At 35.5% G+C, this 16,871-nt stretch carries 15 protein-coding genes; 2 read left to right on the top strand and 13 right to left on the bottom strand.

Annotated features, from left to right (window positions below):
* Window positions 1-111: 111 nt before the first annotated feature.
* Complete coding sequence (locus DFR66_RS10205) at window positions 112-1,869, bottom strand: DUF885 domain-containing protein (protein WP_114754746.1); 1,758 nt, start codon at window positions 1,867-1,869, stop codon at window positions 112-114.
* 180 nt (window positions 1,870-2,049) lie between these two features.
* Between DFR66_RS10205 and DFR66_RS10210 the strand changes: the two genes are divergently transcribed.
* Window positions 2,050-4,197, top strand: a complete 2,148-nt coding sequence (locus DFR66_RS10210; RefSeq protein ID WP_114754747.1) for a M3 family metallopeptidase — start codon at window positions 2,050-2,052, stop codon at window positions 4,195-4,197.
* Window positions 4,198-4,276: 79 nt separating this feature from the next.
* Here the strand turns inward: DFR66_RS10210 and DFR66_RS10215 are convergent, their stop codons facing one another.
* From DFR66_RS10215 to DFR66_RS10240, 6 genes are all read right to left on the bottom strand, one after another.
* Window positions 4,277-4,639: a nuclear transport factor 2 family protein gene (locus DFR66_RS10215; protein ID WP_114754748.1), complete on the bottom strand. Its 363-nt coding sequence runs from the start codon at window positions 4,637-4,639 to the stop codon at window positions 4,277-4,279.
* 76 nt (window positions 4,640-4,715) lie between these two features.
* Window positions 4,716-5,624: a pseudouridine synthase gene (locus DFR66_RS10220; RefSeq protein WP_114754749.1), complete on the bottom strand. Its 909-nt coding sequence runs from the start codon at window positions 5,622-5,624 to the stop codon at window positions 4,716-4,718.
* 336 nt (window positions 5,625-5,960) lie between these two features.
* Complete coding sequence (locus DFR66_RS10225; RefSeq protein WP_114754750.1) at window positions 5,961-6,914, bottom strand: geranylgeranylglycerol-phosphate geranylgeranyltransferase; 954 nt, start codon at window positions 6,912-6,914, stop codon at window positions 5,961-5,963.
* Between the two features lie 47 nt (window positions 6,915-6,961).
* On the bottom strand, window positions 6,962-7,900 hold the full coding sequence (locus tag DFR66_RS10230; protein WP_114754828.1) for a mevalonate kinase family protein: 939 nt from the start codon (window positions 7,898-7,900) through the stop codon (window positions 6,962-6,964).
* Between the two features lie 53 nt (window positions 7,901-7,953).
* Window positions 7,954-8,148, bottom strand: a complete 195-nt coding sequence (locus tag DFR66_RS10235; protein WP_114754751.1) for a hypothetical protein — start codon at window positions 8,146-8,148, stop codon at window positions 7,954-7,956.
* 39 nt (window positions 8,149-8,187) lie between these two features.
* Complete coding sequence (locus DFR66_RS10240) at window positions 8,188-9,270, bottom strand: diphosphomevalonate/mevalonate 3,5-bisphosphate decarboxylase family protein (protein WP_114754752.1); 1,083 nt, start codon at window positions 9,268-9,270, stop codon at window positions 8,188-8,190.
* Between the two features lie 286 nt (window positions 9,271-9,556).
* Between DFR66_RS10240 and DFR66_RS10245 the strand changes: the two genes are divergently transcribed.
* Entirely contained in the window at window positions 9,557-10,033 is a 477-nt protein-coding gene (locus DFR66_RS10245) for a TspO/MBR family protein (RefSeq protein WP_114754753.1), read from the top strand.
* 61 nt (window positions 10,034-10,094) lie between these two features.
* Here the strand turns inward: DFR66_RS10245 and DFR66_RS10250 are convergent, their stop codons facing one another.
* The 6 genes from DFR66_RS10250 to DFR66_RS10275 form a co-directional block, all read right to left on the bottom strand.
* A complete protein-coding gene (locus tag DFR66_RS10250) occupies window positions 10,095-10,832 on the bottom strand; it encodes a hypothetical protein (RefSeq protein ID WP_114754754.1) in 738 nt (245 codons plus the stop codon).
* A gap of 83 nt (window positions 10,833-10,915) precedes the next feature.
* A complete protein-coding gene (locus DFR66_RS10255; RefSeq protein ID WP_114754755.1) occupies window positions 10,916-12,136 on the bottom strand; it encodes a BaiN/RdsA family NAD(P)/FAD-dependent oxidoreductase in 1,221 nt (406 codons plus the stop codon).
* Window positions 12,133-12,810, bottom strand: coding sequence for a glycerophosphodiester phosphodiesterase (locus DFR66_RS10260; protein WP_114754756.1), 678 nt, complete (start codon window positions 12,808-12,810; stop codon window positions 12,133-12,135). The genes DFR66_RS10255 and DFR66_RS10260 overlap by 4 nt, the downstream gene beginning before the upstream one ends.
* Before the next feature lie 105 nt (window positions 12,811-12,915).
* The gene (locus tag DFR66_RS10265) at window positions 12,916-14,430 is read right to left on the bottom strand and encodes a flotillin family protein (protein ID WP_114754757.1); all 1,515 of its coding nucleotides are present in this window, start codon (window positions 14,428-14,430) and stop codon (window positions 12,916-12,918) included.
* A gap of 3 nt (window positions 14,431-14,433) precedes the next feature.
* A complete protein-coding gene (locus tag DFR66_RS10270) occupies window positions 14,434-15,000 on the bottom strand; it encodes an NfeD family protein (protein ID WP_199755512.1) in 567 nt (188 codons plus the stop codon).
* Window positions 15,001-15,172: 172 nt separating this feature from the next.
* Window positions 15,173-16,831 carry an alpha-amylase family glycosyl hydrolase gene (locus tag DFR66_RS10275; protein WP_114754759.1) on the bottom strand — a complete coding sequence of 553 codons (1,659 nt, stop codon included), beginning with the start codon at window positions 16,829-16,831 and terminating at the stop codon, window positions 15,173-15,175.
* Window positions 16,832-16,871: the final 40 nt, after the last annotated feature.

The following is a 16,871-nucleotide window of genomic DNA, read 5'->3' on the forward strand; positions in this document are numbered from 1 at the left end:
TTGGTTTGTTTTGCAACTTCAAGATACTGAATTTCAGTATCTTGACCAATATCTTTCCCCGATTTTTTTCCTTAATTTAATTTCACCCAACGGGTTTTTCATATTATAAATTTAGTTTATCCAAGCATTAATTTTCTTTTCTAATAATGCCAATGGCATTACACCTGACTCCAATACTTTTTCATGGAACTTTTTAATATCAAATTTTGTACCCATTTTAGTTTCAGCTTTTTTGCGTAGTTCCATTATTTTCAATTGTCCAATTTTATATGACAAAGCTTGACCAGGAATAGCCATGTAGCGCTCTATTTCTGGAATAATACTCGCTTCACTTTCGGCTTCGTTAGCTAAGGAATATTGAATCGCTTGTTCTCTGGTCCAGCCTTTTGCATGTAGTCCAGTGTCTACAACTAAGCGAACCGCGCGGTGCATTTCGTTACCCAACATCCCAAAATACTGATACGGATCTTGATACAATCCTAGCTCTTTCCCTAAACTTTCGGTGTACAAAGCCCAACCTTCGCCATAAGCTCCAAACCAATTGAATTTTCTAAAATCAGGAAGACTCTCATTTTCTTGTTGTAAAGAGATTTGGAAATGATGCCCCGGAATGGCTTCATGCAAAAACAAATCTTCATCTCCATACATATTATAATTTGCTACATCGGGAATCGGAACATAGAAAATACCGGGACGCGTACCGTCAGCCGTTCCTTGATTGTATTCAGCACTAGCGGTTTGCTCTCTAAAAGCTTCGGTGCGTCTTACTTCAAATTTCGTTTTTGGCTGCAAAGCAAATAGCTTGTCAACATTAGGTTTAATGCGGGTGTAAATACTGTTAAAGTTAGCAATGACCTCTTCTGGTTTGGTAAAAGGTTTCAGCTCTTTTTTGTTACGAACTTCTTCAAAAAATTCTAACAAAGTGCCTTTGAAACCTACTTGGGCTTTTACCTTTTCCATTTCAGCATTCAATCGCGCTACTTCTTTTAATCCCAGTTCATGAATTTGCTCTGGAGTCATTTCGGTAGTAGTCCATTGTTTTACATACGCGGCATACAACTCTTTTCCAAAAGGCAAACTTCCTATTCCGCTAGTTGCTCTAGAAGCAGGAAGATATTCTTTATTCAGGAAATCAGCCATTTTCTTGTACTGCGGAATCAGTTTTGTGTTGATTGTCGCTGTGTATTTTGCCGTTAAATCTTTCTTGATGCTTTCTGGGAATGAAGCTGGCATTAATTTGATCGACGAGTAAAATAAATTGTCTTCTATGTTTGGTGTAGCCATTTCTGCAAATTGCGGAATCAATTTTACGGTCAAGGCTTTTGGCAAAACCACTCCTTTGTCTAGTCCTTTTTTCATGTACACCATTGCCGAATCAATCCAAACAGCATATTTATCCATTCGTTTCAAAAAGTTGGTATAATCTTCTTCTGTTTTAAAAGGTTGCGCTCCAGTTCCTCCCGCAAATTGTCCCATAGTCAGGTGCGTCCCCCAAAATTGATGAACAGGAAGTAAGTTAGTAGGTTGTTTTAATAAGTCTTTACCAATCTCAACTTCCCATTTGATGATTTCGTAACTATTTTTTTCTTCTTCTGATAAATCTTCGACAGAAATTTTTTGCAATGCGGATTCGTATTTGTTGAAGAAATCTTCTTGCGATTTTCTGAAACTATCCGTCATTTCAAATTGCAACTGGTCGTTGTATTGATTCTGACCACTTTGAGTCGCATCTAGTGGACTCAAGGCGTTTTTGTCGTCAAAATAGTTTTTTGTCAGACTACTGAAGTCCTGTTTTTTTTCTTCCGATTTGCAGTTAACTAACAAAAGCGAAGTAGTTACTGAAAGGAAAAGAGCGGTTATTTTTTTCATAATGTATATTTTTCTAATAGATTGAGCTAATTTATTGATTTTTTTCTATTTCTACAGTAACAATAATTTTTCCTTTGTAAAACTATCTTTGTTTGTCATAAATTTTAGTTAACACGCCGTTGTTGTTCTTGTTTTAAATAGATTTCGGCTAAATTTACTATTCTAATAAATCATCCTTAAATGAGAAAAAAATCCCTTTTCCTAATGCTAGTCATAGGAAATATGTTCACTATCCAAGCACAAGAAAAAAAAGAAAACACAACTATGAATCCATTTTTTCAGGCTTATAACACGCCATTCAATGTTCCGCCGTTTGACAAAATCAAAAACGAACATTTTAAACCTGCCATTTTAGAAGGAATAGCGAAACATCAAGCAGAAATTGATGCTATTGCAAATAATACGCAACCAGCTACTTTTGATAATACCATCCTTGCGATGGAAAATGCTGGCGAATTATTAGCTAATGTGAATACGGTTTTTAATAATTTGAACTCTGCAAATACCAACAAGGAAATTCAAACTATTGCCAAAGAAACAGCATCTAATCTATCGGCGCATCGCGATAATATTTACCTGAACGAAAAGTTATTTGCAAGAGTAAAGTCGCTTTGGAACCAAAAAGAAAGTTTAGGATTGAATTTAGAACAAGCTAAAATTTTAGACAATGCCTATAAAGATTTTGTGCGAAGCGGCGCTAATTTGTCTAATGCTGATAAAGAAATATTACGCAAAATCAACGGTGATTTGTCTTTGACAAGTTTAAAATACGGTCAAAACATTTTGGCGCAGACCAATAGTTACGAATTAGTGATTGATTCAAAAAAAGATTTAGCTGGATTGCCTCAAGGACTTATTGATGCCGCTGCTGCAGATGCGAAAGCAAAAGGCAAAGAAGGCAAATGGGTTTTTACACTTTCTAACTCGAGTGTGATGCCGTTTTTACAATACAGCAGTAACAGAGAATTGCGCAAACAGATTTGGAATGCCTACCAAACTAGAGCCAACCATGATGATGCTTTTGACAATAAAGCAAATGCGGTTGCACTAGCTAATTTACGTGGACAAAAAGCACGATTGTTAGGGTATAAATCACACTCTGATTATGTTTTAGAGGAATCAATGGCTAAGACGCCCAAAAATGTGAACAAACTATTGAATGATTTGTGGAAACCAGCTCTTGAAATTGCCAAAACAGAAGCTGCCGACATTCAAAAAATGATGGCTAAAGATGGCATTAAAGGTGCGGTTCAACCATACGACTGGCGTTATTACACCGAGAAAATCAGGAAAGAACGTTTTGATCTTGATGAGGAAGAACTAAAACCTTACTTCAGTTTAGACCAAGTGCGTAAAGGTGTTTTTCAGGTTACTGAAAACTTATACGGGATTCAAATTAAACCAATACCCAATGTGCCAACGTATCATGAGGGTGTAACGGCTTGGGAAGTAACCGAGAAAGACGGAACGCACTTAGGAGTTTTGTACATGGATTTTCATCCTCGTGAGTCCAAGCGTGGCGGTGCTTGGATGACATCTTACCGTAGCCAGAAAACGGTGGGTGGCAAGCGTGTTGCTCCTGTAGTTTCTATCGTTTGTAATTTTACTAAACCCTCTGCAACTGCGCCAGCATTATTAACTTTTGATGAGGTAACTACTTACTTTCATGAATTCGGACATGCTTTACACGGTTTATTATCTAATGTAACGTACAGAAGTTTGGCAGGAACGAGCGTACCAAGAGATTTTGTCGAACTGCCATCGCAAATTATGGAAAACTGGGCAGCAGAGCCTGAGGTTTTAAAAATTTACGCAAAGCACTACAAAACAGGTGAGGTGATTCCAGAAACGTTAGTAAACAAACTTAAAAAAGCGGGAACTTTTGACCAAGGTTTTACAACTACTGAATACTTAGCAGCCTCTTTATTGGATTTAGAATACCATTCGCAAACTAAAGACATCACTGTAGATGCCAACGCTTTCGAAAAAGCAGCCATGACAAAAATTGGTTTGATTGAATCAATTATTCCAAGATACCGCAGTACGTATTTTAGTCATATCTTTTCAGGAGGTTATTCTTCTGGATATTACAGCTACATTTGGTCAGGAGTTTTAGATACCGATGCTTTTGAAGCTTTTAAAACAACAACTCTTTTCAATCCAGAAAAAGCTAAATTATTCCGTACTCATGTACTTGAAAAAGGAGGAACGGAAGATCCAATGGTTTTATACAAACGTTTCCGCGGTGCTGAACCAAGTATCGAACCACTGTTAAGAAAACGTGGTCTGGACAAAAAAGTAGATTCGGTTAAAAAAGTAAAAGGTTAATCCTAGTTTTTACATACAAGAAAACCCTAGAACAGTATGTTGCTGTTGTAGGGCTTTTTTTTGTGCTATCAAAAAGTGCTTACCCGTGGTATACGCGAGAAGCTATTATTTTATCTTCTTTAATTTCTAATACCTCGGCAACTAGGAGATCTTCTTCACCGGTAACTGTCCTTGTGTATTCCATAAAAACACGATCGCCATTGGCGGTTAGCGATTTTACTTTATAATTTAAACTTGGCAAACGCTCAAAAGCATCTTTCCACCATTCTCGCAGGGCTTCTTTGCCAGTAACAAAACCTTCGCTTTCTGGCTTGTACATTTTTAATTTTGGACTAAAATGAACAGCATCGTCGTCGTATAACGACAATAGTTTTTCTAATTCTTTATTATTGAAAGTTTCAAACCATTTAAATGCAATTGATTGTAATTTTTCTGGTGTCATACGTGTTAATTTGTGTATAAAAAAATCCCTTTTCGAAAAAAACCGAAAGGGATTAAAATGAAATTTTGAAAAACGGTTATACGTTCTTCAAATTGATAATTTCTTGTTCAGTAAGCAATCTCCAGTTTCCTCTTGGCAAGTTCTTTTTAGTTAAACCAGCAAAAGAAACTCTGTCAATACGCAATACATCGTAACTAAAGTGTTCAAAAATAGAACGAACTACTTTCACATTAGACGATCTTAATTGCAATCCAATTTCACTTTTGGCTTCGCCTTCAATATAACTTACGTCTTCTACAAAAACGCGGTGTCCATCAAGCGTCAATCCTTTTTGGATTTTTTCTAAATCTTCAAATTTTAAGTTTTTATCTAATGAAACTTGGTAAATTTTAGATGATTTTTGACTTGGTAACGTAAATTTACGAATCATGTCGGTATCATTGGTAAACAATAACAAACCCGTAGTGTTTTTGTCCATTCTTCCCACTGCACCAATTTTAGCAGTTGTAGAACCTTTAACTAATTCTAATACATTACGATATTCCTGACCTTCGTCCATCGCAGTTGTAAAGTTTTTAGGTTTGTTCAACAAGATGTAAACTTTTTTCTCTGGAGTCAAAGTAGCTCCGTCAAAATTTACAACATCACCAGGTTTTACCATGTATCCCATTTCGGTAACAGGAATTCCGTTTACTTTTACCGTCCCAGATTGAATATAAATATCTGCATCACGACGCGAGCACGCACCAGAATTAGCAATATATTTATTCAAACGAATTTCGTCTTTTACTTTCGGTCTTTTTGGTGCTTGATTTGGTTTTTTCTCTACTTTATCAGTAGCAATATCGGCAACTTTAGTATTTACTTTTACTTTTTTCGGCCCTTGAGCGCGCTTCTGCATGGCAGGTTTTGGCTTATTCGAACTTGGTCTTGAGCTAGCTGCTCTAGGACCACTTTTCTTATTATTGCCTTCCTTGTTATTCATAATATTCCAATAATTTGTGCAAAGATACTATTTATATACTTGACAATCAATAACCACCAATTATAAAAACGCTAACTATCTAGTTAGTAAGCTAATTAATATGATTCTTTTGATTTTTTAGAGCTATTTAGCTGTGCTGAATCTTCGATGTCCCGCTTTCCACTCTGTCTTTTTCTTTTTAAAGGAAAAAGAAAAAGGATGCTGTTGCAAACGAAGCTCACTAAACTCCTATGACAATATTGTCCTGTGAAGTAATCGGGGCTATGCTAATCGGGGAATATAGGAGAATTTCGAGAATGGTTTTTTATCCTTTTTATAATTTGGAAAAAGGCAACATTAAACCATCAACAATCTTTTTCCGTGCCATAAAACACTTGGGTTAATCAAGACAATGCAAAATACTCCGGCAACAATAAGGAATTTCAATACATTGTGAAGCAATAAAAACTGTGGTTTCGCATTTGATTTCCACAGGTAAAGCAAGAAGAAAACGAGGATAATCAGGGAAGAATAAAAATAAATATCCATGTAACCCACATCGTAAACATCTATTAAAGCATAAACCGGGAATACAGTCAGAATTGTCAAAACAGTAATGGTTATTTTTGAAATTTCTTCACCGTAAACTATCGGAATCGTTTTGTAATCATTGACTAAATCCCCTTTTAGGTTTTCTAAATCTTTAATCATTTCCCGTATCAATAGCAGCAAAAACAAAAAAGTGGCATGAGAAAAAATCACACCTAATTGTCTTTTGTAATTTTCAATTTCCTCAAAAGGAATCCGTGTGTAAAAATACAATAGTATGGCAAAAAAAGGCAAAACCGCTAATAATGCTGCAGTTAGATTCCCTATTATTGGGTATTTTTTTATTTTATGGGAATAAAACCAGATGAAAAAAATGTATCCTGAAAAGAATAAAAACACGCGCCAGGAAACAAACAACGCCATCAAGGCAACAATAAAATTCAACGTAAAATAGACGTTTAGTTTTGTTTTTTGGCTCACCAATCGATCTAGCATCGACTTGTTTGGACGATTGATTAAATCCTTTTGACTGTCGTAAAAGTTATTGATGATGTATCCTGAAGCAATCGTAAGTGACGACGCAAAAACTAATATAAATAAATTGAAATCGAGTAAAACATCGAGTGCTCTTTTTTCCGGAGCCAAAATAAATATAGCCGAAAGGTATTGCGCCAAAATAATGACTGGAATGTTATAACCTCTCACCACAGAGAACAAACTTGCAATTTTCATTATGAGAAGTTTGTTCTGCCTGCTTAACATTATAGAAGTATAATTTAATTTTTAAATGCCCCTTCAGGGGTTAGGGGCTAAAACTGATATACCACTTCTAGTTTATAATCTTTCAGCGTTGCTTTAGCTTTTTCTAAATCTTCGGTAAAACCTAAGATGTATCCGCCACCACCAGAACCGCATAATTTTAAATAATAGTCATTGCTGTCAATTCCTTGTTGCCAAATTCCGTGAAATTGTTCTGGAATCATTGGTTTAAAATTGTTCAAAACTACTTTTGAAAGTTTCTTTGTGTTCATGAACAATGATTTCATGTCTCCACCAAGGAAATTTTCTACACAAGCATCAGTATATTTTACAAATTGATTTTTCAACATTGCTCTAAAACCTTTGTCTTTTAAGCTTTCCATAAAAATGTTGACCATAGGAGCAGTTTCGCCCACAATTCCTGAGTCTAACAAAAACACAGCGCCTTTTCCGTCAAAACTTTGAGTAGGAATTCCGGTAGCTTCGATATTATCTTTAGAATTAATCAAAATCGGAATACTCAAATAACTATTCAAAGGATCTAAACCAGAACTTTTCCCATGGAAAAAACTCTCCATTTGTGAAAAAATATTTTTTAGTTCCAATAATTTTTCACGAGTTAGGTTTTCTAAAACCGTGATTTTGTTGTGTGCATATTTATCATAAATGGCCGCTACAAGAGCACCACTGCTACCTACACCGTATCCCTGAGGAATACTGGAATCAAAATACATTCCGGTTTCCACATCGTTTTTCAGCAAGTCTATGTCAAAAGTGACTAAACTTGGTTGCTCGTTTTGTAATGTTTGTAAATATGTTACAAATCGTTTCAAGTGACCGTTAGATTTGATGGCTTCGTCAGATGGATTTTCATCTCTTTTAAGCGCACCGTTGTAAAAGTTATAAGGAATAGAAAGCCCTTTTGAGTCACGAATAATTCCGTATTCTCCAAAGAGTAATATTTTTGAGTAAAATAAAGGTCCTTTCATATATGTTTTTTCAATTAACAATTTGGGATTGGTAATTATAATTTTATTGTTTTTTACAAATCTAGTTGATCTCCTCGATTATCTTCTTGGATTTTAATTTCAATTTGTTCTTGTTCTTCTTGTGACAGCTCTTTCCAAAGGGTTTGTTGCTGTGTTTCTAAAATGTTTTGTACTGCTGCTAATAAAGAGGCATCAGTAGTAGCGAGTATTATTTTGATTAATTCTATTTTTTGTGATTGAATATCCATCTACTTCTTTTAAGAATGTTTAAAGATACATAAAAAATATTAAACAATCGCTGCTCCATTTCCAATTTGGTCACAAATGTACTGACCATTTTGACAATAGCCAACTAATTCGTTCTTAATAAATTGTAAAACTTTTTCGGCAACATTTTCAGGATATAAAACATGCACATTTGCACCAGCATCTAGCGTGAAACAAACGGGTGTTTTTGTCTCATTCCTGAATTTCCAAATTGCATTGATAATTTCTAAAGTGTTCGGTTTCATTAGGATAAAATAAGGCATCGATGTCATCATCATGGCGTGCAATGTCAAGGCTTCACTTTCAACAATTTTGATAAATTCGTCAAGATTACCACTTTCGAAAATAGTAATTAGAGCGTCTAAATTTTCATGCGCTTGTGCAAATCGCCTTTCGGCAAAAGGATGGTTGTGCATCAAGTCATGACCAACGGTACTTGAAACTTGTTTTTCACCTTTGTCAACCAATAAAATTGTGTCTTGAAAATTCTTAAAGTTAGCATGAATCGCATGAGGAAATTCAACTCCAAATAAGTCTGAACTTCCTGGGATATTGGCTTGGTTGCCCCAAACAACTACTTGTCCTTTTACACTTCTGCAAGCGCTTCCAGAACCCAATCGCGCTAATAAAGACGCTTTTTGATAGAAATAATCGTCAGACATCGCTGGGTTTAACGCTTTTTCTAAACTCATCAAGTTCATTGCTAAAGCTGCCATTCCTGATGCAGATGACGCAATTCCGGAACTGTGCGGAAACGTATTTTCAGTATCAATTGTAAAATGATAGTCTTTTAAAAACGGCAAATAGATTTCTATTCGCTCCAAAAACTTTTGAATTTTCGGTTTGAAATCTTCTTTGGGTTTTCCTTCAAAAAGCAAATCAAAAGAGAAAGAACCGTCGTTTTCTTTTTTGGCGAAAGCCAATTTGGTAATCGTTTTGCAATTATTCAAGGTAAAACTCACCGATGGATTAGCTGGAATTTGATTCTCTTTTTTCCCCCAGTATTTTACAAGTGCAATATTACTGGGTGCGCTCCATTGAAAATTTCCCTCTTCAACTGAATGCGTATATTTTGATGGAATAAAATCGTTTGCTGAAATCATGAATGTATAAATTTACGCAAAGATACTTTTTTTGCGTTATTTGTTTATTGGATTAGATGGTTAATCGTTAGAAAGATTTAAGTAAATTTGGACAATTAAAATAATCATAGAAGTCCATCAAGGATTTTTTAATCATTAAGGAATGAAGCTTCATTATGTATTGACATTCATTTTTATTAATTCCTTAATGGTTAGAAATATAAAGTTTACAAGATAATCAATACACTTATTGCTCCCTAAACGGCTTATATGTTTCAAGAAAACAATACATTTTAAAAAAATAAAAATGAATAAAATCTTCCGAATTATCCTTTTAGTTGTTACGTGTCTTGCTGTTGGTTACATTTCAAGTATGGTGACTCGCACGGGAGTTACGACTTGGTTTCCTACCATTGAAAAGCCAATTTTCAATCCACCGAGTTGGGTTTTTGCTCCGGTCTGGACTATATTGTACATTATGATGGGTATTGCTGCAGGATTGGTTTGGAACCAAATTGAATTTGAAAAAGAAACAGTAAAAAAAGCATTGCTTTTCTTTGCTACACAATTGTTTTTAAACGCGTTGTGGTCTTATTTGTTTTTTGGATTGCACAATCCATTACTATCATTTTTAGAAATTATTATTTTATGGTTGATGATTTTTGAAACTTACACTCAATTTGCTAAAATCAATAAAATTGCTGGTTACTTGTTTATTCCGTACATAGCTTGGGTAAGTTTTGCAACGGTTTTGAATGGAAGTATTTGGTGGTTGAATAGATAGTTGAAAGTTTTTAGTTGCAGTAATCAGTTTTTTTATAGGTTAAAAACTAATTTTTGAGGTTTTACAACTTCTTAAATTCAATATTTTTGATTGATAAAAAATCCATCATCGATAAGATATTACTGTTTTCTTGTAGTGTTTTCGATTTTGGATCTGCATCACAAAACTGAAGGAAAAGAGATATTTCTTCTGGTTTTAATTTTAAAGTTTGAAGATAAAATTTTTCGTCGCAGCTGCTTCTTGCCAATTGTTTGAATTCAATTTGTGGTGGACTTTTTTTAACTACTTCTTTTTCTTTTATGAATAACTTTAAAAGCATTCCGCCAATCCGCATTAAATCCATGCCGTTTTCAATACTGCCATTGTAAACACCAGGGTTTTTGAGTGATGATGCATTTTTCTCTAATGTGTATTGATCCAATTTAGCTTGTTCCCATTTAGCATCTTTACTTAATTTGATTGATGGAGTGTTTTGCACCACTACTTCTTTTAGTTCTTCCACTTTGGCGACTAAAGTCATGCTGATGAAACCTTGTTTTAAAATTGCAGCTGTAACTTTCAATTCTTTTATTTCATGATTTTTTGCCACAAAAACCAATTGATCTTTGGCTTCAACCGTAATGGTAAATTTGCCTTCAGTATCTGTTAAGGCGACATTTTTACTTGTAGCATTGATAACCTCTACCTTGTTTGCCACAGTTTTATCAAAAACCACTTGCCCTTGAATGCGTTCTGTAACTTGTGAAAATCCACTTTGATAAAATCCAAAAAGAAGAAAAGCGAGTAATTTTGTTTTCATAAAGTTCTGATAATAGACTGATAAAGGTATCAGAATCATCTTAAATAAAACTTACTGAAGTTTTAAACTCTTGTTAATTAAAATCAAATAGAGTTCGCCACAATAAACCCGCTTGTCCAAGCATTTTGAAAATTGAATCCGCCAGTAATCGCATCAATATTTACAATTTCACCAGCAAAATAGAGGTTTTTATGCAGTTTGCTTTCCATCGTTTTGAAGTTGATTTCTTTTAAATCAATTCCGCCGGCAGTTACAAATTCTTCTTTGAAAGTACTTTTTCCGTTGACTTGAAAAGTTCCTTTTGTCAACTGATTCGCTAGATTTTGCAATTGTGTTTTCGACAAATCGGCCCATTTGGTCTCTTCTTCAATTCCTGAAGCAAGTACCAAACTTTCCCATAACCTGTTGGTCAGTTCGAAAGGTGATTTTTTTGAAATTGATTTTTTAGCATGTTCTTGTTTTAAGTCTTTTAGCTTTTTCTCAACTTCCGTTGTGTCTTCATCATTCAACCAATTTACGAAAATGGTAAACTGATAATTTTTGTCATGCAAGATTCGTGCTCCCCAAGCAGAGAGTTTCAAAATAGCTGGCCCACTCATTCCCCAATGTGTAATTAATAACGGCCCTGTTGATGTAAGTTTAGTGTCTTTGACGGTTACAGTAACTTGTGCGGCAACCCCGGGTAATTCTTTTATTCTGGAATCTTTAATGTTAAAAGTGAATAGGGAAGGGACTGGGCTGACTACTGCATGACCAAAGTTCTGCAACATTTCCCAAACTTTTGGATTGCTGCCTGTAGCCAGAATTAACTTTTCGACAAGGTAATTTTCGGTTTGGGTTTCTATCTTCCAAACGTTTTCTCCCGAAACTTCGGGATTGAAAATAGATTGTACGCTTTGTCCCGTAAGAACTGCGATTCCCAGTTTTTGTGTTGCTTTAAGAAAACAATCAATAATTGTTTGTGAGGAATTTGAAACCGGAAACATGCGTCCGTCTGCTTCAATTTTGAGTTCTACGCCATGTTTCTCGAACCATTCAATCGTGTCTCCTGAACAAAATTGATGAAAAGGTCCGCGCAATTCTTTTTCGCCACGAGGGTAAAATTTTACCAATTCATTTGGTTCAAAACATGCGTGCGTTACGTTACAACGTCCGCCACCAGAAATGCGTACTTTTTGCAATACTTCTGCACCACGTTCTAAAATTGCGACTTTCAGTTTTGGATTTTTTTCTACAATATTAATTGCTGTAAAAAATCCTGCTGCGCCACCACCTACAATTATTATATCGAAATTTTGATTCATATTCTATCAGGGAAATCGGTTATGATTCCGTTTACGTTGTATGTTTTTATTTTTTGAATATCTTCTAATTCATTGATGGTCCATGGGAAAACCTGTAATCCTTTTTCCTGTATTTGTACCGTGTTTTCTTTTGTCAATAAATGAAAATATGGGTGAATGGATTTTGCCTGAATGAATTTGGTGAAAGCTAAAGCCAAGTCTAAATCGGTTTCCGTTAAAACTCCTATGGGAATTTTATCATTTAAAAATGCCACTTGTTGCAGTGCATTCCAATCAAAACTGGAAACTAAAAATCGGTCGTATTTCCAGCCTTTTTTAGAGACGTATTTTTCAATAAGCGAAACTACTTTGTCTGTTGAGTCATAACTTTTGAGTTCGATATTGATGAAGCATTTTTGGTTGACCAACTCAAAAACCTCTGTTAAAGTAGGGATTTCGTAATTTTCATCTATTAAAAAAGTTTTCAATTCGCGCAAAGATAAAGTATTTACAAAACCTTTTCCATTGGTCGTTCTGTCGATAGTTTCGTCGTGAATTACGATTATATCACCATCAGCACTCAAATGCACATCGAGTTCAATGCCATCTACTTGTAGATCCAATGCTTTTTGAAACGAAACCAAAGTATTTTCTGGTTCATTTCCTTTTGCGCCACGATGTCCAATTTTGAGCATTGTCTTTTTATTTTTTGGTAAAGGTAACTAAAATAAAAAAGCACGAACGCTTGTTCGTGCTTTGAAAAAGTTATGTTTACAACCACTTTGTTGAAGAGATGATTTTTATTTTACTTCCTCTGTAGTATTAGGAGTTGACGTTTCCTCTGGAATGTCATCTCCTTTTAGATAGGTTGGTAAGTTTAACCCGGCCATATTAAATAGGTCGTTTAAAGGAGGAACTGTTTTCATCATTCCTGACACGAAGTTGGCTGTTGATCCTGTTCCATTGTCGTTATTATTGCCAGAATCCCAAACGGTAATCTTGTCAATTTTGATGTTTTTGACAGCTTCGACTTGCGTTTTAACCAATTCAGGTAATTTTTCGATTAACAACAATTGGAAAGCTTTGGTAGGGTCACCACCAGCAGCGCTAACTACTTCCTTATACCCCTCTGCTTGCTTAGTTAATATTTCATATAAACCTTTAGCTTCAGCTTCCATCTTTGCAAAAATAGCATCTGCTTCCCCTTTTGCTAACTCTCTTGTTTTTTCGGCTTCTGCTTGTGCATCAATGATGGCTTTTTGCTTGGCAATTTGCGCAGGAATTACAATATTAGCATTTTGTGTCGAGCGTTCTCTCTCGGCACGCGCTTCTTCCGCCTTTTGCTCGGCAACATACGATTCTTCTAATGCTCTTGCGCTTTGTACTTTTTCAGATGCTAAAGCTGTTCTTAAGGCTTCTGCTTCACGCTCACGTCGAGTTGCTTCAGACTGTGCAATTGCAATTCTTGCCTCATTTTCTCCTTTGATGGCAATGGCATTTGCCTCTGATGTTTTTACACGGGTGTCCCTTTGCGCCTCTGCTTTTCCAATACTTTCGTCTTTAAAGGCAGCTGCTATTGATACTTCTCTATCTTTGTTGGTGATTGCGATTTTTACATCTCGATCTCTGTGGGTCTCTGCTATTTGAACATCTTTTTCACGGTCGGCCATTGCTTTTCCGGTCTCTCCAATTTTTTCTTGTTCAGCAACCGAAATTTTAGCTTCGTTGATTGCTTTGGCTGCAGCCTCTTTACCTAAAGCTTCAATATAACCTGATTCGTCCTTGATATCCGTCACGTTAACATTGATCAATTTTAGACCAATCTTTCGTAATTCTGAATCGACGTTTTTCGAGATATTATCTAAAAATTTGTCTCTGTCCGAGTTAATTTCTTCGATAGTCATTGTGGCAATAACCAAACGCAATTGTCCAAAAAGGATATCTTTGGCTAACTCTTGAATTTGCTCTGGTGAAAGTCCTAAAAGTCTTTCTGCAGCCGTATTCATACTTTCAGCCTCTGTTGAAATAGCAATGGTAAAACGACAAGGGACATCGACGCGAATGTTTTGGCGTGATAAGGCATTCGTTAAATTTGCTTCTATCGAAAGGGGTTTAAGATCTAAGTATTGATAATCTTGAATTACAGGCCAAATGAAGGCGCCGCCTCCGTGTACACATTTTGCAGATGTACCACCAGTACGACCATAAATAACGAGTATTTTATCCGAAGGACATCTTTTGTAACGTGAGATTAGGGTTAAGAAAGTTACAAAAACAACAAATACAGCAACAACAATAATAATAATTTCAGTCATGGTTTATTTTAGTTTAATTTTTTCTACAATTAATAGGTTGTTTTCAAAGCCCACTACAGTTACGGAGGAGTTAGTAGGGATTTTTTCTGGGTTTAATGTCATGGCATCTAATTCGTGAAACGCACCATTAACACTAATCATTACTTTTCCTTTACCTGATTTCGCCTCAGGTATTGTTAAATAAACTTGGGCAGTTTGATGCAACGTGTTTTCTAGTTTGAAACTGTTATTTTCTGATAGCTTTAGAATTTGTTTGATCATCAGAAAAAACAAACCAACAAAGAGTAATCCAATCAGTATAGCTACAATGATTAATACTACTTTGTTTTGAATTACAGCGTAAAAAGAAATTCCAGTCCAACTAAAGCCCAGAAGAAAATTAATTAAATTTCGTAAGGTGAAAATTTCAAAAGGAAGATCGCCATCGCTCGCTTCAGTATCAATATCAGTTTCTCCGCCACTTAAACCAACAAAGGTCATAATAGTTTGTAAACCAAAAAAGATACTTACTGGTATGGCAATGTACCAAAAAGCTTTAAGTAAAGAATCGTAGTTTTCTAGAAAGTCCATAATCGAGGTTAGTTAGTATTGTTATTAGACGTAAAATTTTACAAAAAGTTACAAAATGGTACTTATTTATGATTGTTTTCTTAGAAGTCGTACATAACAAAAAAGCACAAATCGTAGTTAATTTGTGCTTTGATGCTTTTTTATGTTTTCTGTAATTTAGAAGTGCTTTCTGTTATTTTTTTAATTCCAATAAAACAATGTCAAATTCTGAATCAATATTTACTTTTCCATTTACAACAGTTGCTTCTTTTCCGGAGTATGCATCTTTTAATGATGTGCCGTTTGCGAAAATAGTTCCAACAGAAATTTCTTTAGTACCTATTTTTAAATCCAATCCTACCACCACTGAATCCGTATAATCTCCTTTTGAGAAAGTTCTAGAAAAAGTATAGGGTTGAGCCGAAATTTGCTTGTGAATTCCAGCTCCAACTGATGGATGATTTCTTCTGAATTGACCTAATTTCTGCCAATGCAACAGTGTTTTTTGAGTTTCAGGATTCGATTTAATAGCATCCCAATTCATAAACGATCGTAAGGTAGCATCACCTTGTGTTCCTTCGATTACTAATGAGCGAGCGCTTTCGTCACCGTAATAGACTTGCGATATACCTGGCGAAAGCAATAATTTGGTTCCCGTTTCCTTATTTTTAGTTCGTTTCGCATCAAATGGTACGCCGTCGTCGTGCGATGACATATAGTTCAAGACACTAAATCCTTTCAAGTCATTGTTCAGTTTAGTCGAATATTTAGAGAAAATGAATTCATAGTCCTTTTGAGCATCCCATTTGAATTCGAAATTGATCATGTTGTTGAAACCATTAGTGAAGTAGTTTACTTTTTTGTCGCCAAAATCAAAATCTTGACCACCGCTGATGCCATAATTGTATACTTCGGCAATGGTGTAAAAGGAGTTGTTATCCAATACTTTTGTTGGATTATTTTTCTTCCAAGTTTCAAATGCGTAATCACATTGTGTTTTGAAATCGGCCCAAACGGTTTCATCGGTGTGTTTTACGGTGTCGCCGCGGTATCCGTCAATGCCGTATTCCGTAATATAATCCGTCAGCCATTTGATAATATAATACTTTGGCGCTCTTGGATAACCGGTGCGAGCAAAAAACGCATCGAGTTCTTTCATTTCTTGTTCGTAACGACCTTCTTTTTTCCATTTTTCGATTAAATGAGGAGGTAAAGCTACAGCTTGATTGCTTTCTGTTTTAATATCAGGTAAGTTGGCTACGAGCGTGCAGGCGGTTGTGTTTTCAAATGATTTGTAATCGCATGTAGGACCCGTTCGTACCCAATCGTTTGGCCAGACTGTATCAATAGGAGTGACCGGTCCAGTATGATTGATTACGCCGTCAAGAATAATTCGGATGCCGTGTGCATGAGCCTTTTGAACTAATGCCGCTAAATCTTCTTTGGTTCCAAAGTTCGGATCTAAAGCCGTCCAGTCTTTGGCCCAATAGCCATGAAACGCATAACTCAAACCGGTTCCTTCATCAACACCATCGTGAATTTGTTCCACTATTGGTGTAAACCAAATGGCATTGATTCCTAATTTATCAAAATAACCTTCGTCAATTTTTTGAGAAATCCCTTTGATATCGCCACCCTCAAAACCACGAAGTTTTCCCGTTGTTTTGGTTCTGTTGTAGTTAATATCATTAGAAATGTCGCCATTGTTAAAACGGTCTGTCATCAGGAAATACACATTGGCACCTTCCCAAACGAAAGGTGTTTTGTTACTCTCAGCAACCGTTTTTGTGCTGGAGCAACTGCTTAGAATTGTCATGGTTAATAGTAAAAGTGGAATTGAATATCTTTTCATTTTTTTAGTGTTAAATGATTGTTTTTTTGGAACATATAAG

Origin of the sequence: Flavobacterium glaciei (genome assembly GCF_003350545.1) — a bacterium.
Lineage (GTDB): Bacteria > Bacteroidota > Bacteroidia > Flavobacteriales > Flavobacteriaceae > Flavobacterium > Flavobacterium glaciei.